Source organism: Sphaerisporangium sp. NBC_01403, from assembly GCF_045040145.1.
Taxonomy (GTDB): domain Bacteria; phylum Actinomycetota; class Actinomycetes; order Streptosporangiales; family Streptosporangiaceae; genus Sphaerisporangium; species Sphaerisporangium viridialbum.
This window is the reverse complement of record NZ_CP109534.1, coordinates 3223775-3244738: the sequence shown is the minus strand read 5'-3', so window position 1 is coordinate 3244738 and position 20964 is coordinate 3223775. Positions and strand designations below refer to the sequence as shown.

Annotated in this window: 19 protein-coding genes and 1 pseudogene; 11 read left to right on the top strand and 9 right to left on the bottom strand. The window is 71.3% G+C overall.

The window, feature by feature from the left end:
* Nucleotides 1-22 precede the first annotated feature (22 nt).
* Nucleotides 23-682, top strand: a complete 660-nt coding sequence (locus OG589_RS15055; RefSeq protein WP_405149564.1) for a DedA family protein — start codon at nt 23-25, stop codon at nt 680-682.
* On the opposite strand, the gene OG589_RS15050 is transcribed toward OG589_RS15055, so the two are convergent.
* A complete protein-coding gene (locus tag OG589_RS15050; RefSeq protein WP_405149563.1) occupies nt 649-1389 on the bottom strand; it encodes a GntR family transcriptional regulator in 741 nt (246 codons plus the stop codon). The genes OG589_RS15055 and OG589_RS15050 overlap by 34 nt on opposite strands.
* A 224-nt stretch (nt 1390-1613) precedes the next feature.
* Between OG589_RS15050 and OG589_RS15045 the strand changes: the two genes are divergently transcribed.
* The 4 genes from OG589_RS15045 to OG589_RS15030 all read left to right on the top strand — a co-directional run bounded on the left by OG589_RS15045 (nt 1614) and on the right by OG589_RS15030 (nt 5259).
* On the top strand, nt 1614-2135 hold the full coding sequence (locus OG589_RS15045; RefSeq protein ID WP_405149562.1) for a hypothetical protein: 522 nt from the start codon (nt 1614-1616) through the stop codon (nt 2133-2135).
* A 228-nt stretch (nt 2136-2363) separates the two neighbouring features.
* Entirely contained in the window at nt 2364-3350 is a 987-nt protein-coding gene (locus tag OG589_RS15040) for a sugar ABC transporter substrate-binding protein (protein WP_405149561.1), read from the top strand.
* The gene (locus OG589_RS15035) at nt 3347-4381 is read left to right on the top strand and encodes an ABC transporter permease (protein ID WP_405149559.1); all 1035 of its coding nucleotides are present in this window, start codon (nt 3347-3349) and stop codon (nt 4379-4381) included. Before OG589_RS15040 ends, OG589_RS15035 begins: the two co-directional genes overlap by 4 nt.
* Complete coding sequence (locus OG589_RS15030; protein ID WP_405149557.1) at nt 4378-5259, top strand: ATP-binding cassette domain-containing protein; 882 nt, start codon at nt 4378-4380, stop codon at nt 5257-5259. The genes OG589_RS15035 and OG589_RS15030 overlap by 4 nt, the downstream gene beginning before the upstream one ends.
* Nucleotides 5260-5267: 8 nt before the next feature.
* Here the strand turns inward: OG589_RS15030 and OG589_RS15025 are convergent, their stop codons facing one another.
* On the bottom strand, nt 5268-6497 hold the full coding sequence (locus tag OG589_RS15025; protein WP_405149555.1) for an isochorismate synthase MenF: 1230 nt from the start codon (nt 6495-6497) through the stop codon (nt 5268-5270).
* Between the two features lie 244 nt (nt 6498-6741).
* On the opposite strand from OG589_RS15025, the gene OG589_RS15020 reads away from it, so the two are divergent.
* A complete protein-coding gene (locus OG589_RS15020) occupies nt 6742-7596 on the top strand; it encodes an SGNH/GDSL hydrolase family protein (protein WP_405149554.1) in 855 nt (284 codons plus the stop codon).
* Nucleotides 7597-7606: 10 nt separating this feature from the next.
* Here the strand turns inward: OG589_RS15020 and OG589_RS15015 are convergent.
* A pseudogene (locus tag OG589_RS15015) lies at nt 7607-7855 on the bottom strand (response regulator transcription factor); the annotation flags it as partial.
* A gap of 59 nt (nt 7856-7914) precedes the next feature.
* Between OG589_RS15015 and OG589_RS15010 the strand changes: the two are divergent.
* Nucleotides 7915-8088, top strand: coding sequence for a hypothetical protein (locus tag OG589_RS15010; RefSeq protein ID WP_405149552.1), 174 nt, complete (start codon nt 7915-7917; stop codon nt 8086-8088).
* An 82-nt stretch (nt 8089-8170) separates the two neighbouring features.
* On the opposite strand, the gene OG589_RS15005 is transcribed toward OG589_RS15010, so the two are convergent.
* The gene (locus OG589_RS15005; protein WP_405149550.1) at nt 8171-8908 is read right to left on the bottom strand and encodes an alpha/beta fold hydrolase; all 738 of its coding nucleotides are present in this window, start codon (nt 8906-8908) and stop codon (nt 8171-8173) included.
* Nucleotides 8909-8994: 86 nt separating this feature from the next.
* On the opposite strand from OG589_RS15005, the gene OG589_RS15000 reads away from it, so the two are divergent.
* Nucleotides 8995-9969, top strand: a complete 975-nt coding sequence (locus OG589_RS15000; protein ID WP_405149548.1) for a helix-turn-helix transcriptional regulator — start codon at nt 8995-8997, stop codon at nt 9967-9969.
* Nucleotides 9970-9978: 9 nt separating this feature from the next.
* On the opposite strand, the gene OG589_RS14995 is transcribed toward OG589_RS15000, so the two are convergent.
* The 3 genes from OG589_RS14995 to OG589_RS14985 all read right to left on the bottom strand — a co-directional run bounded on the left by OG589_RS14995 (nt 9979) and on the right by OG589_RS14985 (nt 15059).
* A complete protein-coding gene (locus tag OG589_RS14995) occupies nt 9979-13341 on the bottom strand; it encodes a PDZ domain-containing protein (protein WP_405149547.1) in 3363 nt (1120 codons plus the stop codon).
* 431 nt (nt 13342-13772) lie between these two features.
* Nucleotides 13773-13910 (bottom strand): hypothetical protein, encoded by a 138-nt coding sequence (locus OG589_RS14990; RefSeq protein WP_405149545.1) that lies wholly within the window; start codon nt 13908-13910, stop codon nt 13773-13775.
* A 114-nt stretch (nt 13911-14024) separates the two neighbouring features.
* A complete protein-coding gene (locus tag OG589_RS14985; protein ID WP_405149543.1) occupies nt 14025-15059 on the bottom strand; it encodes an Rv2578c family radical SAM protein in 1035 nt (344 codons plus the stop codon).
* A gap of 134 nt (nt 15060-15193) precedes the next feature.
* Between OG589_RS14985 and OG589_RS14980 the strand changes: the two genes are divergently transcribed.
* Complete coding sequence (locus tag OG589_RS14980; protein WP_405149541.1) at nt 15194-15475, top strand: DUF3040 domain-containing protein; 282 nt, start codon at nt 15194-15196, stop codon at nt 15473-15475.
* Between the two features lie 250 nt (nt 15476-15725).
* Here OG589_RS14980 and OG589_RS14975 read toward each other — a convergent pair whose 3' ends face one another.
* A complete protein-coding gene (locus OG589_RS14975) occupies nt 15726-17357 on the bottom strand; it encodes a penicillin-binding transpeptidase domain-containing protein (protein ID WP_405149539.1) in 1632 nt (543 codons plus the stop codon).
* Between the two features lie 86 nt (nt 17358-17443).
* On the bottom strand, nt 17444-18106 hold the full coding sequence (locus OG589_RS14970) for a lysophospholipid acyltransferase family protein (protein ID WP_405149537.1): 663 nt from the start codon (nt 18104-18106) through the stop codon (nt 17444-17446).
* A gap of 285 nt (nt 18107-18391) precedes the next feature.
* Between OG589_RS14970 and OG589_RS14965 the strand changes: the two genes are divergently transcribed.
* Both OG589_RS14965 and OG589_RS14960 read left to right on the top strand, forming a co-directional pair.
* The gene (locus OG589_RS14965) at nt 18392-19939 is read left to right on the top strand and encodes a recombinase family protein (protein WP_405149536.1); all 1548 of its coding nucleotides are present in this window, start codon (nt 18392-18394) and stop codon (nt 19937-19939) included.
* A gap of 79 nt (nt 19940-20018) precedes the next feature.
* On the top strand, nt 20019-20414 hold the full coding sequence (locus OG589_RS14960) for a GntR family transcriptional regulator (RefSeq protein ID WP_405149534.1): 396 nt from the start codon (nt 20019-20021) through the stop codon (nt 20412-20414).
* Nucleotides 20415-20964: the final 550 nt, after the last annotated feature.

Sequence of the window (20964 nt, the reverse complement as noted above, 5' to 3'; positions counted from 1 at the left end):
TGCCACGACATAGGGTGTGGCCATGCATGTCGAGGAATGGCTCCAGGCGATCCCCCCTGTCTGGATCTGCGTGATCGTGGGCGTGGTCATCGGCCTGGAGAGCCTCGGAATCCCGCTTCCGGGTGAGGTCGTCCTTGTCAGCGCCGCGCTGCTGTCGGCACAGCACGTGGTGAGCCCGCTGTGGGTGGGGGTCTGCGCGAGCGCGGGCGCCATCGTCGGCGACTCGATCGGCTACCTCATCGGCCGCAAGGGCGGGCAGCCGATGTTCGACCGCCTCGGCAGGCGCTTCCCCAAGCACTTCGGCCCCGCCCACATCGCCAAGGCCAAGAACGTCTTCGACCGATGGGGCATGTGGGCCGTCTTCTTCGGCCGGTTCATCGCCCTGCTGCGCATCCTCGCCGGGCCGCTGGCCGGCGCCCTGCACATGCCGTACTGGCGGTTCCTGGTCGCCAACGTGCTCGGCGGCATCGCCTGGGCGGGCGGCACCACCGCCGTGATCTACTACCTCGGCATCGTGGCGGACAAGTGGCTCAAGGGGTTCTCCTGGGTGGGCCTCGCCGCCGCGGTGCTGTTCGGCATCGGCACCACGCTGTGGATCAAGAGCCGCGCCTCGAAGATCGAGGAGCCCGAGACGGGTGAGGCGGCGGGTCAGCGCTCGATGAGCGTGACCTCCAGCGAGTAGTGCGAGGCCCGGTAGACATGGGAGCCGTGCTCCACGGCCCTGCCCTGGTCGTCGTAGGTCGTGCGCACCATCGTGAGCAGCGGCGCGCCCCTGCGCTCGTCCAGCAGCCGCGCCTCGGCCGGGGTGGCCGACCTCGCGCCGATGCGCTGGTTCGCCACGCGCATCCGCACGCCGGCGGCCCTCAGCAGCTCATACAGGCCGCGCTCCGCGAGGGACTCCGGCGTCAGCGCCCCGAGCCCGGCCGGCAGCCAGTTGTGCAGGAGGGCCAGGGGCTCGCCGGCGGCGTAGCGCACCCGTTCGACGTGCAGCACCTCCGTGCCCGCCGCGACGCCGAGCACCGCGGCGATCTCCTCGTCGGCGCTCACGGGCCGCAGGGACAGCACCCGGGTGGTGGGCTCCTGGCCCGCGCGGCGCAGGTCGTCGTACAGGCTGGTCAGTTCGACCGAGCGCTTGACCTGGCCGTGCACCACCTGGGTGCCGACGCCGCGCTTGCGCACCAGCAGGCCCTTGTCCACGAGGTACTGGATGGCCTGGCGGATCGTGGGGCGCGACAGCCCGAGCCGGTCGGCGAGCAGGATCTCGTTGTCCAGCCTGGCGCCGGGCGCGAGGTCGCCCCTGCGGATCGCCTCGGAGATCTGCTCGGCCACCTGGAAGTAGAGGGGCACGGGGCTGGAGCGATCGAGGTCGATGTCGAGTCGAGTGCCCAATGCCTTCTCCCGGCTCAGTTCTGATCGCTAAGCGCCCAGGGTAGCGGACATTAATATGTCCGTACAAAGCGCACGGCCACCTCGGGCCCTCGCGGCGGAGGCGCGCCGCCCGCCAGATGAAACGGTTTCACGTATCGTATTGAAGGCGGCACTCAGCGTCACCATGGGCAGTACTCTTTCTCCAGGAGGTAATGGTGATGCCAACAACTGACGTTGAAGGACGTATGACCGAGCTCGAGAACCGGCTCGGCGTGCTGCGGGACCAGACCATCGCGGCGACCTACGTGGCCGGCGAAGCAAAGAAGGAGTCCGAGACGGGGAAGCGGTTCTACCAGTACGCGCTCGATGACCTCAAGAGCATCCGCGCGCAGCAGGACGTGCACACGACGATCCTGAGCGACCATTCCCGACTCCTGGGTGGTCTCACGACGAAGCTGGATGGTCTGGAGACGAAGTTCGGGGATCTTGCGGTCACGGTCGAGGGGCAGACGGCGAAGCTGGATGGTCTGGAGACGAAGTTCGGGGATCTTGCGGTCACCGTCGAGGGGCAGACGGCGAAGCTGGATGGTCTGGAGACGAAGTTCGGGGATCTTGCGGTCACCGTCGAAGGGCACACGGCGACGCTGGAGCAGCATACGAGGATACTGGGCGAGCACTCGAAGAAGTTCGACGAGCACACCGGCATCCTGAACGGTCACACGGTCGCGTTGGACGAGATCCTGCGGATCGTGCGCAAGCTGAACTAGTCCCTGACGTCCCCCCGAGCCCGGTGAGCGATCTCTTGCCGGGCTTTTCGCGGTGTGCGGCCGCAGGTCAGGGCCTGCCCGGCCGCCTGCAAGGTGCCCTGACAAATCCGGGAGTGAAGTGGCCTGTACATCAGAATGTCACGACAAACAATTGACAGGGAGGTTACCTGAGGTTACAAACCTGGCATGCGGCCGATCTCGTCCCTCGGGACGGTACGGGAGGTATCCATGAGGCGAGTCACACGGTTGGTCACGGCGACGGTGCTGGCAGCGCTGGTGCTGAGCGGATGTTCCGGTGGAGACGGCACGACCTCCCCGGCGGGCACGTCCGCGGCACCGGCGGCCGGGGGCCGGGACGGCGGCACCTTCGCCGTCATCACGCACGGCGCGCCGGGGGACTCCTTCTGGGACGTCGTCAAGAACGGCGCGGAGGCGGCCGGCAAGCGGTACGGCGCCAAGGTGACCTACCAGGGCGACGGGGACCCCGCCAAGCAGGCCCAGCTCATCGACCAGGCGGTCAGCGAGAAGGTCGACGGCGTGGTCGTCTCGATGGCCAATCCCGACGCGCTGAAGGAGTCGGTCACCAAGGCAGCGGCGGCCGGCATCCCGGTCGTCACCATCAACTCCGGCGGCGACAAGTCCAAGGAGTTCGGGGCCATCACCCACGTCGGCCAGTCCGAGGAGGTGGCCGGGCGCGGCGCGGGGGAGAAGCTCAAGGCCGCGGGCGTCACCAAGCTGCTCTGCGTCATCCACGAGGCGGGCAACGTCGGCCTGGACCAGCGGTGCGGCGGCGCCACGGCGACCCTCGGCGGCACGGTGGAACGGCTGCAGGTGGACGTCAGCAACCTCGCCGACGCGACCTCCAAGATCAAGGCGAAGCTCCAGACGGACGGCTCGGTCAACGGCGTGCTCACCCTGAACCCCGCGGTCGCCGTCGCGGCCCGCGACGCGATCGCCGACGGAGGCTCCAAGGCCAAGCTCGCCACCTTCGACCTGTCGGCCGACGTCGTCGACGCGATCGAGGCGGGGGAGATCCTGTTCGCGGTCGACCAGCAGCAGTACCTCCAGGGATGGCTGCCCATCACCTTCCTCTACCTTTACAAGGCCAACCTCAACACCGTCGGCGGCGGCCTGCCGGTCAACACCGGCCCGGGGTTCGTGACCAAGGAGAACGCGGCGCAGGTCGCCAAGCTCGCGCAGGGCGGCACCCGGTGACCAGCGTCGCCGCCGACGAGCGCGTCGCGGGCGCCGGGTGGCTGCGGCGCCTGCTGATCCGCCCCGAGCTCGGCTCGGTGGTCGGCGCCGTCGCGGTCTTCGCGTTCTTCTCCTCGCAGTCGGAGGTCTTCCGGTCGGCGGACGGCGTGGCCAACTGGCTCGACCCGGCCTCCACGCTCGGCATCATGGCCGTCGCCATCGCCCTGCTCATGATCGGCGGCGAGTTCGACCTGTCCGCCGGCGTGCTCACGGGCACCACGGGCCTGGTGATGGTCACCCTCGCCACCAAGTACGGCTGGAACGTGTGGGCCGCCATGCTCGCCGGGCTCGTCCTGGCCCTGGCGATCGGCTTCGCCAACGGCCTGCTGGTGGTGCGCACCAAGCTGCCGAGCTTCATCGTCACCCTCGGCACGTTCCTCATGCTGCAGGGACTCAACCTCGGCGTCACCAAGGCGCTGACCGGCACCGTGCAGGTCAGCGGCCTGAGGAGGGCCGAGGGATACGAGGGCGCGCGGGCGGTGCTGGCCGGCTCGGTCACGGCCGGCGGGGTGGACTTCCGCGTGGCGATCTTCTGGTGGCTCGGGGTCACGGCCCTGGCCACCTGGGTCCTGATGCGGTCGAGGGCCGGCAACTGGATCTTCGCGGTCGGCGGGAACGAGCAGGCGGCACGCGCGGTCGGCGTGCCCGCCGCCCGTACGAAGATCGCGCTGTTCATGACCACGGCCACCGCCGCCTGGCTGGTCGGCTCCATCATGGCGCTGCGCTTCACCTCGGTCCAGGCCAACTCCGGCATCGGGCAGGAGTTCATCTACATCATCGCCGCCGTGATCGGCGGCTGCCTGCTCACCGGCGGGTACGGCTCGGCCATCGGCGCGTCCATCGGTGCGGTGATCTTCGGGATGGCCGACAAGGGCATCGTGTTCGCCGGATGGGACGCCGACTGGTTCAAGTTCTTCCTCGGCGCGATGCTCCTGCTGGCCACCCTCGCCAACCGCCTGGTCCGCCGCTACGCCGAGGAGGTGCGGCGATGACCCCGCCGCTTCTGGAAGCCCGCGACGTGGGCAAGGTCTTCGGCAGCGTGATCGCCCTGCGGGGCGTCTCGATGCTCGTGCGCGAGGGCGAGGTCGCCTGCGTGCTCGGCGACAACGGTGCCGGCAAGTCGACCCTCATCAAGATCCTCGCGGGGGTGCACGTCCAGGACAGCGGCGAGTACCTTCTCGACGGCGTCCCGGTGCGGCTCGGCGGCCCGCGCGAGGCCCTCGACCGGGGGATCGCCACCGTGTACCAGGACCTCGCGATGATCCCCCTGATGTCGGTCTGGCGGAACTTCTTCCTCGGGTCGGAGCCGGTCACCGGGCCGCTGCGCCGCTTCGACGTGGCCAGGGCCAAGCGGGTCGCGCGCGAGGAGCTGCGCGCCATGGGCATCGACATCCGCGACGTGGACCAGCCGGTCGGCACGCTGTCGGGTGGCGAGCGCCAGTCGGTGGCCATCGCCCGCGCCGTGTACTTCGGCGCCCGGGTGCTCATCCTGGACGAGCCGACCTCCGCGCTCGGCGTCAGGCAGGCGGGCGTGGTGCTGCGCTACATCGCAAGGGCGCGCGACCGGGGTCTCGGGGTGGTCTTCATCACTCACACCCCCCATCACGCGTTCCCGGTCGGCGACCGGTTCCTGCTGCTCAACCGGGGCGCCAGCCTCGGGCAGTTCGACAAGGCCGACATCACCCGCGACGAGCTGACGTCCCTGATGGCCGGCGGCGCGGAGCTCGACCAACTGGCCCACGAGCTCGGCCGGGAGATCCCGACGGGGATCCCGGCCGAGTCGCATGCCGACGGCCCGGCCGGAGCCGGCCGCGAGAGCGGTCCTCCGGCTGGGATCGGGCCGGGGACGCCCGCGCCCGGGAAGGGCTGACCGGCGGGTCAGCCCTCCAGGGCGTACCTCATGACGCGGAACTTCGCCTGGGCCTCTGCCAGCTCGGACGCCGGGTCGGAGCCGCCCATGATGCCGCACCCGGCGAACAGCCGGGCCCGCCGCCCCTCGACGTGGGCGCAGCGCAGCGCGATGCCCCACTCGCCGTCGCCCCGCGCGTCGATCCAGCCGACCGGGCCGGCGTAGCCGCCGCGGTCCATGCCCTCGAGCTCGCGGATCACCTCGAGCGCGACCCCGGTGGGCGTGCCGCCGACGGCCGCGGTGGGATGCATGGCCGCGACCACGTCGAGCACCGACGCGCCGTCGGCCAGCCGCCCCCGCACCCGGCTGGCGAGATGCTGGACGTTCGGCAGCACCAGCAGCTCGGGCTCGCCGGGCACCGAGAGCGAGGCGCACAGCGGCGTGAGCGCCTCGCGCACCGAGGCCACCGCGCAGGCGTGCTCGTGGCGGTCCTTGGCCGAGGCGAACAGGGCCGCGGCCTTGGCCTTGTCGTCGGCCGGGCTCGCCCCCCGGTAGGTGGTGCCTGCCAGCACCAGCGACTCGATGGCGGCGCCGGTGTGGCGCACCAGCAGCTCGGGCGTGGCCCCGACCAGGCCCGCGCAGGAGAAGGTGTAGCAGTCGGGGTAGGCGCGGGCCAGGCGGTCGAGCAGGACCCGCACGTCGATGTCGCGCTCGGCCGTGGCGACCAGGTCGCGTGCGAGCACGACCTTCTCCAGCCGCCCCGACCTGATCTCGCCCACGGCGCGCGCCACCGCGTGCTGCCACTCGGGCGCGGTCAGCGAGCCGTCGCCGTACACGATGCGGCCGGGGGAGGCGGCGGGCGCCATCAGCTCGATGGGCGCCTCGCCCACCGTGGTCAGCCACGCGCGGCCGTTCCTGCGGCCGAGCAGCACCCGGGGGACCACCAGCACCGAGCCGTGCGCGTCGGGGTCGAAGGTGAACGAGCCGAACGCCACCGGGCCCGAGCCCGGCACGTGCACGTCGTCGTCGATGTGAGCCTCGCCGAACACGGTGGCCAGCCACCGCCTGGCCCACTCGAAGCGACCCGGCCCCGGAGGGACCGCCACCCGCGCGGCCTCACCCCAGGCCACCAGGCCCTCGCCCTGGTGGACCCAGGCGTAGGGCGGGCCCTGCGGCAGTCGCGCGATCAGGTCTTCTGGGTGATGGACGGGGATGCTGCGAACCAGCGGGGGGCGGGTTATCCCGAGCGCGACACTCACTCTGCCCACCTTATGCGGAAACTGAACGCGTTCGACATCGGGTGGCCTTATCACAACACAGCCCGCTCAGGGTGATCCGCTGTCATGGGCGCTTACACACGCTCCGTGCCCTGTCAAGCCGCGATAGGAACTTGGTCAACGGTAGCAACGCCTCGCCCGGAGGTAATAGAGCCCACCCTTCCCGATCTCTACCTTGGGTTCTCGATCTCCAACCCGGGATCGATCGTCCCAGGTGGGGGTGACCATGGTCAGGAAGATCGCGCTCGTTCTCGCGGCCTCGGCGGTGTGCGTGCCAGGCACGGCCGTCGCGGCGGCGGCCGAGCCGGTGCCCGCGGTGATGGCGGCGCTCGGCGACTCGATCAGCGCGGGCTTCAACGCCTGCGGCTGGTACGTCTCCTGCACCTCCCGGTCGTGGTCGGCGGGTGACTCCGCGGACGTCGACAGCCACTACCTCCGCCTGCTGGCCGTCGGCCAGGCCGTCAAGGGGCACAACCTCAACTTCGCCGTGCCGGGGTCCACCAGCGCCGACCTGGCCGCCCAGGCCGAGAAGGCCGTGGCCGCCAAGGCCTCCTACGTCACGGTCCTGATCGGCGCGCAGGACGCCTGCGTCGCCAGCGAGTCGCGCATGACGCCGGTCGCGACCTACCGCTCGCGCATCGACCGGGCCTTCGCCGTGCTCGCCTCGGCCGGCGTGAAGATCTTCGCCGCCAGCATCCCCGACCTCAAGCGGCTATGGCGCATCGGCAGGGAGAGCGTGGTGGCCAAGTCGTTCTGGACGATCGGCGGCATCTGCCCGACCATGCTGGCCGACGCCGCCTCCGACGCCAAGAAGGACCAGGCACGCAGGGACCGCGTCAGGGAGCGCGTGCAGGACTACAACGCCGAGATGGCGCAGGCGTGCGCGGCGTACGGGCCGGCGTGCCGCTCCGACGGCGGCGCGGTCTTCTCCTACCCCTACACCCTCGACCACATCAGCAAGTGGGATTTCTTCCATCCCAACGCCGACGGCCAGCGGGCGCTGGCCAAGGTGACGTTCAGGATGGGCTTCCGCTGGGAACCGCAGCCCCTGGTGCCGGAGCCCCTCGCCGCCGACCAGTGACGGCGGCGGGTCACAGCCACCCGTTGTGGCGGGCGAGGGTGGCCGCCTCGATGCGGTTGCGGGTGCCGGTCTTGCCGATGGCCGCCGACAGGTAGTTGCGCACGGTGCTCTCCGACAGGTGCAGCAGGGCGGAGATGTCGGCGATCGTCGAGCCGTCGGCCGCGGCGGCCAGCACGTAGCGCTCGCGGCCGGTCAGCGGGCTCGGCCCGGCGCTAAGCGCGGCCGCCGCCAGCGCCGGGTCGATCACCCGCTCCCCGGCGACAGCACCGTGCCATCGTCCCCGATGCCGCGATCTATCCGGCAGGCGCGCGCGCCGCTGTGGCGCACCAGGTTGGTGACCCCCTCGCGTACGGCCCAGCCGTACGCGAGGGGGTCTCCGGGGGCAGCTCGACGACGGGGGTGCGCGTGGTGAGCGTCACGCCGGCGTCGCCGAGCACGGTGCGGGCGGACTCCAGCTCGGCGGTGAGCCCCCGGCCCTCCGGTATCCGGTGACGGCGGCGCGCACCTCCATGCTTCTGATCTACAAAGTAAAGGTGGCGGCTCGGCTTCACCCCCTGTCGTGCGAAACCGCTCCCTACAGCGAACCCAGCAGCCGCGCGGTGTCCCCTGGGCGGGAGAACATCGGCCAGTGGCCGGTCGGCAGCTCGTGCAGCTCCCACTCGGGGCCGCTCAGCCCGGCGAAGTACGGATGGCCCTGTTCGATCAGCTCCCTGACCTGGGCGAGCGGGAACGAGCAACTGACCAGGGCCTTGGGAAGCTTGTCCGCGCCGCCCTCTCCGGTGAGCCGAAGGGGCTGGGTGAGGGTCCCGTACGGCTGGGGCGTCATCCGCGCCATGATCTCCGCCTTGTCCGCCTCGCCGAGACCGGCCGTGCTCGCCCCGAGCCTCTCCTGCCGCTCCCACGCCGGGGGCTCGTACCGCCAGCCGCCGGTCAGGTGCTCCTGGATCGACTCCAGCCTCTCCGGCGGGTACTGGTCGAGCTGCGACATCCCGTCGGCGAGCGGGCCGCTGTCCAGGTACACGATCTTGCCGATCCGCTCGGGGATGCGGTCGGCCGCACCGGTGACCGGGGCACCGCCGCCGCTGTGGGCGACCAGCACGACCTCCCGCAGGTCCTCGTGCACCAGCGTGTTGACGATGTCGTCGATGTGGGTGTCCAGCCCGGTGCCCGGGCCGCCGAGGTGGACGCGGTCGGCGAGCCCGGTCAGGGTCAGCGGGTGGACCGTGTGGCCGGCCGCCCGGAGCGGCTCGGTGACGCCCTGCCAGGCCCACGCGCCGAGCCAGTGACCCGGGACCAGTACGAAGGTGCTCATATTCATCTCCCTGGAGATCCTTTGCCGTTGGCCTCACCGTAGGATCGAATCCGGGCAGAACCAGTCCGGATAAAAAGGGAAATTTCATGCCACATCCGGTGACGCGGGTGCTGACCTTGCTGGAGCTGCTCCAGGCGCGCCCCGGGCTGACCGGCGCCGAACTGGCGCGGCGGCTGGAGGTCGACGAGCGCACCGTGCGGCGGTACGCGCTGCGCCTGGCCGAGCTCGGCGTGCCGGTCCAGGCCGAACGCGGCCGCCACGGCGGCTACCGCCTGCTGCCCGGATACAAGCTGCCGCCGCTCATGCTCACCGAGGACGAGGCCGCCGCCGTCGTCCTCGGCCTGCTCGCCGGCCGCCGCACCGGCCTCGCGGTGGGGGAGAGCGCCACCGAGAGCGCCCTGGCCAAGATCCAGCGGGTGCTCCCCACGGAGCTGCGCGAGCGGGTCGAGGCCGTGACCGACACCCTCGGGCACACCTCCCGGGCCGCCGAGACGCCGCGCCCGGCCGCCGACACCCTGCTGACCCTGGCCGCCGCCGCCCGCCGCAGGAGGCGGGTGCGCCTTCGCTACCGCTCGTGGCGGGGCGAGGAGACCGATCGCGAGCTGGACCCCTACGGCCTGGTCTTCCACTCGGGCCGGTGGTACGTCACCGGCATGGACCGGCTCAGGCGGCAGATGCGCACCTTCCGCCTGGACCGCGTCGCCTCCGCCGAAACCCTCGCGGACGGCTTCCCCGGCCCGCGGGAGTTCGACCCGGTGGCGCACGTGATGGCCTCGCTGTCCTCGGTGCCGTACCGGTACGAGGTGCGCGTGCTGCTGGAGACCACCCGCGCCGAGGCCCTGCGCCGGCTGCCGCCCTCGGTCGCCCGGCTGACCGAGACCGAGGACGGCGTGCTCATGGTGGCCCGCACGGAGCGGCTGGACGGCATGGCCGCGCTGCTGGCCGGCCTCGGCCGGCCGTTCACCGTGATCGAGCCCGGCGAACTGCGGGAGGAGGTCACGGCCCTGGCGGCGCGGCTGCGCGCGTACGCCGCCCGCGACCCCGCCCGCCCGGACGGCTGACCTGGGCGGTCACCGGCGCGGAGGGAGCAGCGGGGCGCCCAGCCGGGGACGGTCGGCAGGATTCGGCGTGTGCGCGGGATACTGCGCCAGCCGCTCCAGCGCCACGTCGATCGCCCGCTCCAGCTGGGTGTCGACGCCCCGCGCGTAGTCCTGCGGGGTGATGTCGACTTCGATGTCCGGATCGGTGCCGTAGTTCTCCACCCGCCATCCCACGTCGTCGAAGGTGAAGGAGAACTCCGGCTGGGTGGTCACCGTGCCGTCGGCCAGCCGGTGGCGCGGCCAGATGCCGATCACCCCGCCCCACGTGCGCTTGCCGATGAGCGGGCCGAGCCCGAGCAGCTTGAAGGTGTGGCTGAAGATGTCGCCGTCGGAACCGGCCCACTCGTTGGTGATCGCCACCAGCGCGCCGCGCGGCGACTCGGCGGGGTAGGGCTCGGGCACCCCCCAACGCGGGAAGTCGTAGCCGATGCGCCGCCGGGCGAGCTTCTGCAGCAGCAGCCCGGAGACGTGGCCGCCGCCGTTGAAGCGGACGTCCACCACCAGCCCCTCCCGGTCGTACTCGGCGAGGAACCCCCGGTGGAACTCGGCGTAGCCGTCCGGGCCCATGTCGGGGATGTGAATGTAGCCGATCCTGCCGCCGGTGCGCTCGTGGGTGCGCGCGCGGTTGGCCTCCACCCAGTCGCGGTAGCGGCCGGGCTCCTCGTCCGACAGCGCCTTTACCGTCACCGTCCTCGCGGGGCCGTCTCCGCGCCTGACGGTCAGCTCGACCTCCTGGCCCGCCTGGTTGACCAGGAGCCTGGCCGGCCCGGCCACCGCCCCCGCCGGCTGGCCGTTGATCGCCACCACCGCGTCGCCCGGCCGTACGTCGAGCCCCGGGCGGTTGAGCGGGGAGGTGGCGTCCGGGTCCCAGGGGTCGCCGGCGACGATGCGCGAGATCGTGTGGACGCCGCCGGCGTAGGACCAGTCGACGCCGAGCTTGCCCTGCCGGTAGTGGGGCCTGGTGCGGTACTCGCCGCCGCTCTCGTAGGCGTGGGAGGTGCCGAGCTCGCCCAGCAGCTCCCACAGCAGGTCGGAGAACTCGCCGCGGGTGCCCACCCGGTCGACCAGGGGCAGGTAGCGCTCGTAGACGCCGTCCCAGTCGATGCCGGCCATGTCCTGCACCCAGAAGTTCTCCCGCTGGAGCCGCCACGCCTCGCGGAACATCTGCCGCCACTCGGCCGCCGGGCACACCGACACCTTCACCCGGTCGAGGTCGATCCACCCCCCGGCCCTGCCGGGGGAGTCGTCCTCGGAGGGCGGCTCGCCCGCCCTGATCACCCGCAGCCGCTGCCCGGAGCGGTAGAGCAGCGTCGTGGCGTCCCTGCCCAGGTGGAAGTCGGTGACGTCGGAGACCAGGGTCTCGGACTTCTGCTTGACGAAGTCGTAGGCGAGCAGGGTGCCGGAGGTGGACTCGGCGAACTCGTCGCCGCGGCTGCCCTCGACCGGGAACGAGGTGAACAGCACCTTGTCCCTCATGCCGGCGACGCGCTCATAGCGGCCCTCGGGCACCGGGAAAGCGACGACGCGGCGCTCGATGCCCTCGAAGTGGATCTCCAGGCCCTCGCCGGTCGCCTCGTCATCCGCGCCCTCGGGGTGCTCGCCGGTGGCGGGCTCGCCGGGTGTGGCGCCGCCGGCGGTGGGGGTCTCGCCGTCCGCCGCGCCCGGGCCGGTGCCGCTGGTGACGCCCTGGCCGCCGGGGCCGTTGCCGCCGTGGGAGTCCTTGGCCGGGGGGTCGTCGCCGGACAGCGGCCTCGGCTCGGGCACGAACGGCGAGCCGACGTCGTTCCGCAGCGCGACGGCGTACGGCCGGGTGCCGAGCGGGAACCCCAGGTCGAACTGCAGCGAGTCGTAGACCGGGTTGAACACGCGCTGCCCGATGAAGTACAGGTATCTGCCCTCGGGGTCGAAGGCGGGCCTGCTGTCGCGCAGCACCGGGCGGGTGACCAGGTGGGTCTCCCCGGTGGCGACCTCGAGGAGCTTGATGGCCGTGGTCTGCGCGGTGTCGGGGAAGGTGTAGGCGAGCCAGTCGCCCCCGGGGGACCAGACTGCGTCCTCGACGCGGCCGAACCTGCTGCTGTCGGCCACCGTCAGCGTCGCCTCACCCCCACCCCCACCCTCATCGGCGCCTTCCCCGGCGCCCGGGCCGGGCAGGGTGACGATGAGCAGTTCGTTGCGGTGGTTGGTCACCGCGAGGCGGTCGGCGCCCGGTGAGACCGTCAGGGCGATCGCCCGCCCGGTGTCCAGGCCGGGCAGGCGCACCGGGGCGGCGCTGCCGTCGGCGGTCAGCACGACCAGGACCTCTCGGTCGCCGTCGTCGCTGGCCGCCGCCACCAGCCGCTCGCCGTCCTTGAGCCAGGTCAGCAGGCGGTAGCGCACGCCGTCCGGCTCGCCGTGCTGGCGCACCGGGCCCTCCCAGCTGCCGAAGGAGTACGCCTTGCCGCGCGTGGTGATCGCCAGGCCGCTGCCGTCGGGGGTGAGGGTGGCGCTGTCCAGGTAGTGCGCGGCCGGGACGAACCGGCGGTTGCGCTGGGTGTGCGAGCTTCCCAGGCGCACCTCGACCGCGCGCGCCTCGCCCTCGGCCGGGTCGAGCACGTACAGCTCGGCCGCCGCGTGGTAGACCAGCCGCCTGCCGTCGCTCGCGAGGTTGCGGGCGTAGTAGTCGTCGTGGTCGGTGTGCCGCTGGAGGTCCTCGCCGGAGGGCGTGCAGGAGTAGACGTTGCCGATGCCCTCGTGGTCGGACAGGAAGTAGATGCGCTCGCCCACCCAGCAGGGCGAGGCGAGGTTCCCCGCCAGGGAGATCAGCCGCGCGAACTCGCCCCTGCCCTCCCGGTCGACCCACAGGTCGCCGACGGTGCCGCCCCGGTAGCGCTTCCAGCGCGCCGGGTCTGCGGTGTTGCGGCCGAGCACGATCGCCCCGCCGGGACCGTAGGAGATGGAGTTGGCCGGCCCGTGGGGCAGGCGCTGGGAGATCCCCTCGGCGTCGACGCGGTGCAGCCATCTGCGGCGGCCGAAGGGCTGGCCCTCGTCGCTGGCGTAGACCACCGCGCCGTCCGGGTCCCATCCGGTGACCGTGCACAGGGCGCCGTCGTAGGTCATCCGCGTGCCGGCGCCGCCTTCGGCGGGCATGATGTAGACCTCCTCTGGCCCCTCCTCCCGGCCGACGAAGGCGATCTTGGTGCCGTCGGGGGAGAAGCGGGGGTACCCGGCCTCCGCGACCCCGGCGGTCAGCCGGAAGGCCCTGCCGCCGCCGGCGGAGACCATCCACAGGTCGTCCTCGGCGGCGAAGACGACGACCTCACCGAAGATCGTGGGGAAGCGGAGATAAGCGGGCATCGATCCTCGCGTTCGGGCCGGGGGTTTCCATGATCAGGCACCCGGGCCTCCGCGTCGAGACCGTGCACGCCCCGTCTTCGGCGCCGGGAGGGCCGCACGACCGCCGAGCCGGCCGCAGGGCACGACCGCCGTGCGGACGGCGGCGGAGCGCGACCGCCGAGCGGGCGGCGGCGGGGCATGGCCGTCGTGCGGGCGGTGACGGGGCATGGCCGTCGTGAGTGACGGGCCGGAGCCGCCCGCTCCGGGCGGTGACGGGGCATGGCCGTCGTGAGTGACGGGCCGGAACCGCCCGCTCCGGGCGGTGGCCGGGGGGAGAGTGGCTGATCATGCGTTTACCGCAGAAACCCCATTCAGGGGCTATACGGGTCCGGTCGCACGGCTGTACGGGCCCGGTCGCACGGGTCGCCGGGGTCGCCGCGCGATGACCGGCGTCACCGCGCCTCTTCGCGCTCCACGGGCCGCTTGTCGTCGTCTTCGCGTTTGGTCTGCTTGGTCTCGCGCGTAGCCTTTATGGCTGCTTTCTTGGCCTTTCCTGTGGCCTTGGTGGATTTCTTTCGTGTTCCCGCCATGATTCCCCCTGTTCTCATGGGCCGACCATTGGATGACAATGCGCCATATTCCGCGCATCACTCGCGTTAAATACCCAACAGCGGAGTCAATCACCCATATGTGTCTTTCCGGGGTTACAGCAGCGTGAGCTGCTCGGGACCGCCAGCGCCTGGCGGCGGGACGGGCGGCCGGACGCGGCGGGCGGCGGCCGGGGAGGACCTGCCCACCCCACTGCGGGCGGCCAGCTCCTGGACCTGCCGGGTGACGCGCGCCTGGTAGGCCTTCGGCGCGTAGGCCCCGCGCCCGTACAGCTCCTGGTAGCGCGGGACCAGGCGGGGATGCTCGCGGCCCAGCCAGCCGAGGAACCACTCGCGCGCCCCCGGCCGCAGGTGCAGCACGATGGGGACCACGTGGGTGGCGCCGGCCTCGGCGATCAGCGCGACCGTGCGCGCCAGCGCCCGCGGCGAGTCGGTGAGGTAGGGCAGGATCGGCGCCATCAGCACCGAGCACGGCAGCCCGTGCCCGGTGAGGGTGGCGCAGACCTCCAGCCGCCTGCCGGGCCTCGGGGTGCCGGGCTCGACCGAACGCCACAGCTCGTCGTCGGCGAAGCCGATGGACAGCGAGGTGCCGACGTCGGTCACCTCGGCGGCCTCGGTCAGCAGGTCGAGGTCGCGCAGGATGAGCGAGCCCTTGGTGAGGATGGAGAAGGGGTTCCTGGCGTCTCTGAGAGCGGACAGGATGCCCCGCATCAGCCGGTAGCGGCCCTCGGCCCGCTGGTAGCAGTCGACGTTGGTGCCCATGGCGATGTGGTGGCCGCCCCAGCGCGGCGCGGCGAGCTCCTTGCGGGCCAGCTCGGGGGCGTTGACCTTGACGACGATCTTGGAGTCGAAGTCGTGGCCGGCATCGAGGTCGAGGTATTCGTGGGTCTTGCGCGCGAAGCAATATGTGCACGAATGCGTGCACCCCCGGTAGGGGTTGATCGTCCATTGGAACGGGACGTGGCTGGCCGCCGGAACGCGGTTGACGATCGTGCGGGCGTGGATCTCGTAGAAGATCATGCCCCGGAACTCCGGGGTGTCGAACGTCGTGGTCACCGCGCCACGGGCGAACAGCGGCACGGCTCGGGTGCCCTGGCCGGTGTCGGTCAGGCGCAGGTTGTCCCAGCGCATGGCTTGATTAGAACAGAGGTTCGATAAAGATCGCAACTTCGAAACTGGCGGTAAAAAGGACGGCATGGTATGGCTAAAGATCTTGGGGGTGGGCAGAACGTCGGCACACCGCTTGCGTTGCCGGGAGGTGCGGCGTGCCTTGGTCGCAGGACGAGGAGCGAATGCTTGCCCAGATCGAGAGTTATCTCACCGATGCCGATCCACGACTCGCCGCCCGGCTTGAGTCGTTCAACGAGCGCGTGCAGCGCAAGGCGACCGGAGAACAGAAGCGCGCCGCCCGTGAAGCCCGCGGCCGGCGGCGTCTGAGCAGGTCGTCGATCATCATCCTGGTGAGCTGGCTGCTGATCGCCACTTTGGTGGCGACCCTGCTGATCATGGTGTTCCATCACGACGCGGCGGCGGCGCTGCCGATGTGAGGCGGGGCCTCGTGCCCCCGCCGGAGTCCCGCGCCGTCTGAGCGGCGGGTCCCCCGCGAACGGCCCGGCCCCGCCGTGTAGGCGTCCGGGTTCGTGAACGGCCCGGCCCCGCCGTGCCGGCGTCCGGTCCCGTGAACGGTCCGGCTTCGCTGTGCGGGCTTCCGGGCCGGGGACGGGTCACGTTCGAACCGCCACGCGCCCTGGCCGGAGCATGGTCAGGCGTGTGGATTCCGGCGTGCCGGGAGGCCGGTCAGCCCAGGGCGCGCAGGAAGTCGGCGGCGACCGGGGCGGCGACCGCGCCGCCCATGCCTCCGGCCTCCACGACCACGGCGAACGCCACCTCGCCGCGGAAGCCGATGAACCACGCGTGTGAGTCGAGCTTCGGGCCGGTGCCGAACTCCGCGGTGCCCGTCTTGCCCGCCGTGCCCTTGGGCAGCCCCGCCCCCTTGGCGGTGCCCTTGCTGACCACGGCGGCCATCATGGTGCGGAGGTTGCGCGCGACCTCCTCCGGGAGCTGCTGCGGCTGGGCCTTCTGCTTGAGGGCGGGCACCAGGGTCGGCGGGCGCCAGGTGCCGTCGGCCACCGCGGCGGCTACCGAGGCCATCACCAGCGGGCTGGCGGTGATGCGGCCCTGGCCGAAGGACTCGGCCGCCAGGTCGGCCTCGCTGGTGGGCTTCGGCATGCTGCCCTTGGTGGCGGGGACGCCGATGTTCAGGGCCTGGTTGAAGCCCAGCTTGGAGGCGATGTCGTACAGCTTGCCGCCGCTGAGGTGCTGGGCGGCCAGCGGCGCGAAGGTCGTGTTGCAGGAGTGGGCGTAGGAGTCAAGGAACGACAGCGAGCCGAACGCCTCGTGGTCGGAGTTGCGGATCGGCAGCCCGCCGATGGTGGCCTTGGCGGGGCAGCTGACCTTCTGCTCGGGGGTGAGCCCCTCGGCGAGCAGCCCGGCGGCGGTGACGGTCTTGAACGTCGACCCGGGAGGATAGCGGCCGTCCAGCGCGCGGTTGAACCCGCCGCGGTTGTTGACCACGGCGAGGATCTCGCCGGTGACCGGGCGGATCGCCACCAGGGAGGTGGGCTTGTCCAGGGTGCGCACCGCTTCGACCGCGGCCTTCTGCACCAGGGGGTCCAGGCTGGTGCGCACGGCCGTGCCGGGGGACCCCTCGATGGTCTTCAACGTCTTGACGGCCTTCTTGGAGCCGTCGACGACCATGATCTGGGTGGCGGGCACGCCGGCCAGATCCTTCTGGAAGGTCTCCTGCAGCCCGCCCCTGCCGACGGCGTCACCCGGCTTGTAGGACGAGCCCAGCTTGGCGACGTCCTTGGCGGTCGCCTTGTCGAGGTACCCGACGAGCTGCTGCACCGACCCGCCCACGTCGCCCTGGTCGATGCGGCCACCCGAGGAGTCCTCCACGGCGGCCCGCTGCGGCCAGGTGGCCTTAAGGGCCAGGTGGGTGGAGCCGTTCAGCGAGGGGTGGGCCGCCGCCGGAGTCCAGGCGACCTTCCAGTAGTGGTCCTTGACGACCAGGTCGAAGGAGCCGGTGTAGGTCCACTGGCCGATGTTCTTCAGCGTAAGGGTGGCGGTGTAGGCGGCCTTGGCCCGGTCGTCGCCCGCCGGGCTGACCGCGCCCAGCTTGACCGAGGTCTTCTGGGCGCCGAGGTTCTCGGCCAGCTCGGCGTAGGCGGCGTCGAACCCGGCCACCGGGGAGGCGAGGTCGGACCGCATGGCGGCCAGGTCGCCCCGGCTCCAGGCGCCGGCGAAGTGGCCCGCGGTCTGCGCCGCGCTGCCCCTGGTGTGCAGGACGTAGTAGGCGCCACCGGCGGCGGCCCCCGCCACCAGCACGGTCGCGACAGACGTGATCGCGATGATACGGCCGCGCGGCACGCGTTACCCCCGGGTGTCTCGACGTCGCCACGAGCCTAGCGCGGGGAAAACCGTGCCGCTCGCCGCTTTGCCGCCGCGCGATCGGCTCAGGCGGCCTCCTTGGCCCGCTCCTTCTGGCTCGAGGCGTACGCCGGGACGTACTCCTGGCCCGACAGGCGCTGGATGGCCCGCATCACCTCGTCGGTGACCGCGCGCCGGTCCCTGGCCCGGCCGGCGTCGCCGGTGAAGCTCATCGGCTCGCCGATGCGGACGCCGATCTTGGCGATGCGCGGGACCGAGGCGCCGGGCGGCAGCACGCGCTCGGTGTTGACCATCGCGACCGGGATCACCGGCACGCCCGCCGTCAGCGCCAGCCAGGCGACGCCGATCTTGCCGCGGTAGAGCCGCCCGTCGGGGGAGCGGGTGCCCTCGGGGTAGATGCCGAACAGCTCGCCGCCCTTGAGCACCTGCAGGGCCGAGTCGAGCATCTCCTGCGCGGCCGAGGCGCTCTCCCTGTCGATCGCGACCTGGCCGGTGCCGCGCATGAACATGGCCATCAGCCGGTTGCCCGTGAAGTACTCCGACTTGGCCACGAAGGTCACCTGCCTCGGGAGCATCAGCGGCAGGAACACCGAGTCCAGGATGGACAGGTGGTTGGAGGCCAGGATCGCCGCTCCCGTCCTTGGAACGTTGCGTGCCCCGGTCACCTCGGGGCGCCACAGCAGTCGCAGCACAGGACTGCTGATGATCTTCGTGATGCGATACAGCACGGACTCTCCCGGTGTGCGGACGGCCAATGCCAACCATACGGCGCTGAGTGGAAACCTTGTGTTACGGCAGCCCACAAAGTGTTACATCGTCGTACAACGAAGCGCCCCGCAAGCGGACTTGCGGGGCGCTCCGTTTAGGCCGATGTGGCGGTCGCCTCCTCGGCGAGAGGCACAACACGGCTCCAGCCGAACGGTATTCCGTGAAGGCGGTAATTGCGGCCCGGGGGACACAAACCACATCGGCTATCTACAGTTAAGCATACCGACGTTACCGAGGTGACCCGGATGACCGTCCCTGCCCCCCAGCCCCCTCTACGTGCAGCAATATACGACCGTGCCAGCAAGGACCGCTCCGCGCGGGCCAAGTCCGTCGGCGAGCAGCGCGTCGGCAACCAGGCCGCGTGCGCCGACAACGGGTGGGCGATCGCCGAGACCTACACCGACAACCACCGTAGCGCGTCACGGTTCGCCAGAACCGACCGGCCGGACTGGGACCGGTTCCTCGCCGACCTTGACGCCCGCAGCTTCGACGTGGTGGTGATGTGGGAGTCCTCCCGCGGGGACCGTAAGGCCTCCCAGTGGATCGCGTTCCTGGACTCCTGTCGCGAGCTCGGCGTGCTCATCCATGTCACCTCGCACCGGCGGACGTACGACATGCGGGTGGCGCGGGATTGGCGGGTGCTGGCCGAGGACGGCGTGGACAACGCGTATGAGACAGAGAAGCTCTCGGAGAGGATCCGGCGGGGGCTGCGGGGGAACGCGGTCGAGGGGCGGCCGCACGGCAAGGTGCTGTACGGCTACGTGCGCCAGTACAACCCGCGCACCGGGGACCTGGTGGGCCAAGAGGCCGACGAACGTAAGCGCGTGGCGCTCATCCCGGCGTGCGTGACCGCCCGCCCGGTCGTGGGCGTCGGCGAGGTCTACACCCGGGCCGGGGTGGTGCGGGAGGTCGCCTCGAGGTTCGCCGGCGGCGCCACCCAGCGCGCCCTGGTGGTCGACCTCAACAGGAGGGGCATCCCGGCGCCGGAAGGCGGTATCTGGCGGACCCCGCAGCTGCGGTCGATCCTGCTCAACCCGGCCTACATCGGCTACCGCCGCCACCAGGGGGAGGTCGTGCCGAGCCCTGTATGGTTCCCGCCGATCCTGGCCCCTGACGTTCACTACGCGTGCACGTCGCGGATGGGCGACCCGCAGCGTCGCGGCGCCCGCGACTCCAGCGTCAAGCACCTGCTCAGCGGTTTGGCGACATGCGGCCTGTGCGGCGGGTGGATGCGGGTGCTGGTCGAGCACGGCCGCGGCGGCGCCCGGTACGTGTGCCAGCCGACAACCCCGGATCGCACGGCGGGCCGGCATGCGGTGCGCGGGCAGGCCCGGGTGGAGGAGTACGTCGAGGGGTTGGCGATCGCGTGGATGGCGCAACCTGAGCCGGTCGCCGTGCTCACCCAGGATGCGTCGGGCGGGGACGGCGAACATCAGCGGGTCCTCGGGCAGATTGGTGAACTGCGGGCCCGGTTGGACGGCCTGTACGACCAGGCTGCGACCGGTGGGTTGTCGGCCACCGGGTTGGCGAGGGTGGAGCGGCGGATCCTGGCGGACATCGCGGAATTGGAGGCGGCGTCGCGCCGGTTGCGCGGCCGGTTGGTGTTGGCGCCGGCGCGGGTGGGCAGCGTCGAGGGGGCGCGGTCACGGTGGGACGGCTGGGATGTCGCGGCGCGGCGTGAGTTCCTGCGGGGGCTGTTCTCGGCGGTCGAGATCATGCCGCTGGGGGACGGGCGCAGGGGTTACAGCGACCAGGAGTCGGTGCGGGTCACGTGGCACGAGGCGGCGTTGTAGCACCTCAGTAGCACGTATGGCCCTAGGGCCATATGGCCGAAGGGGGAGGGGGCCCTAGGGCCCCTTATCTTCCAAGATCGTGACCGTGTACGAGCCGGTGTACCGCCGGGTGGCCCGCCTCATCCGAGAGGCGATCGCGAGCGGGAAGTACCCGCCCGGCGAGCTGCTGCCCTCCGAGGGGCGCTTGGCGCAGATCCACGAGGTCGGCAAGGACACGGTGAGGGATGCCTTGGCCCTCTTGCGATCAACCGGCGAGGTGGTCACTGTCAGGGGCGTGGGAACGCGCGTACGCGAAGAGCATGAGGTCGACGAAGAACCGGTGACCAAGGGCGCCCGTATCGCAGCCCGCATGCCGACCGAGCAGGAGATGCACGCCATGGGGCTGACGCCCGGCGTGCCGGTCCTGGTGGTGGAGCGGGCTGGCGGTCAGGTGGTGGTGTTGCCGGCCGACCGCAAGGCGCTGGTCGTCGAATGAGCCCGGCGTGGACGAAGGCGAGGGAACGTGTCCCGGCTTGGTCCTGCCGTCGGGGTGGGCGACCCCGGCAATATCTCTGCCGGGGTCGCCTCCCTTTCGGACACACACGATCATCTGGTGCCCGGGGGGATGGGCTGTGATCGTGTGCCCGTCCAGCCCTCGCCTGCAGCGACCGCTACAAGTCGGATCGTAGGCGCTCAAACGCTAGCTGTCACGGGTGAAGTCGGACACTCGGTGACACGCTTCCCGGCGAACGGGTGAGGGGCTGTCTCGACGGACAGGTTTCTGTCACCTGGACCGGTCCCGACATATGGCACCAATGCGGATGTCCTACGCATCATAGGCCGTCAACCTGCACGAACCGTAACCACGGATTCGCGCTGCGCAAAAATCTCTCGACCTGGGGCATGGCATCGCAAGATTGTTCGCATGCTGGACTTTTGGCACAACTAGTTGAGGCGTAAAGTACCCAGAACTTATCGCCCGGGGGGACTGGGCTGCACGAACAAGGGGCCACGCCGCGGCATGGCCCGGGAAAGGTCGTACTTCA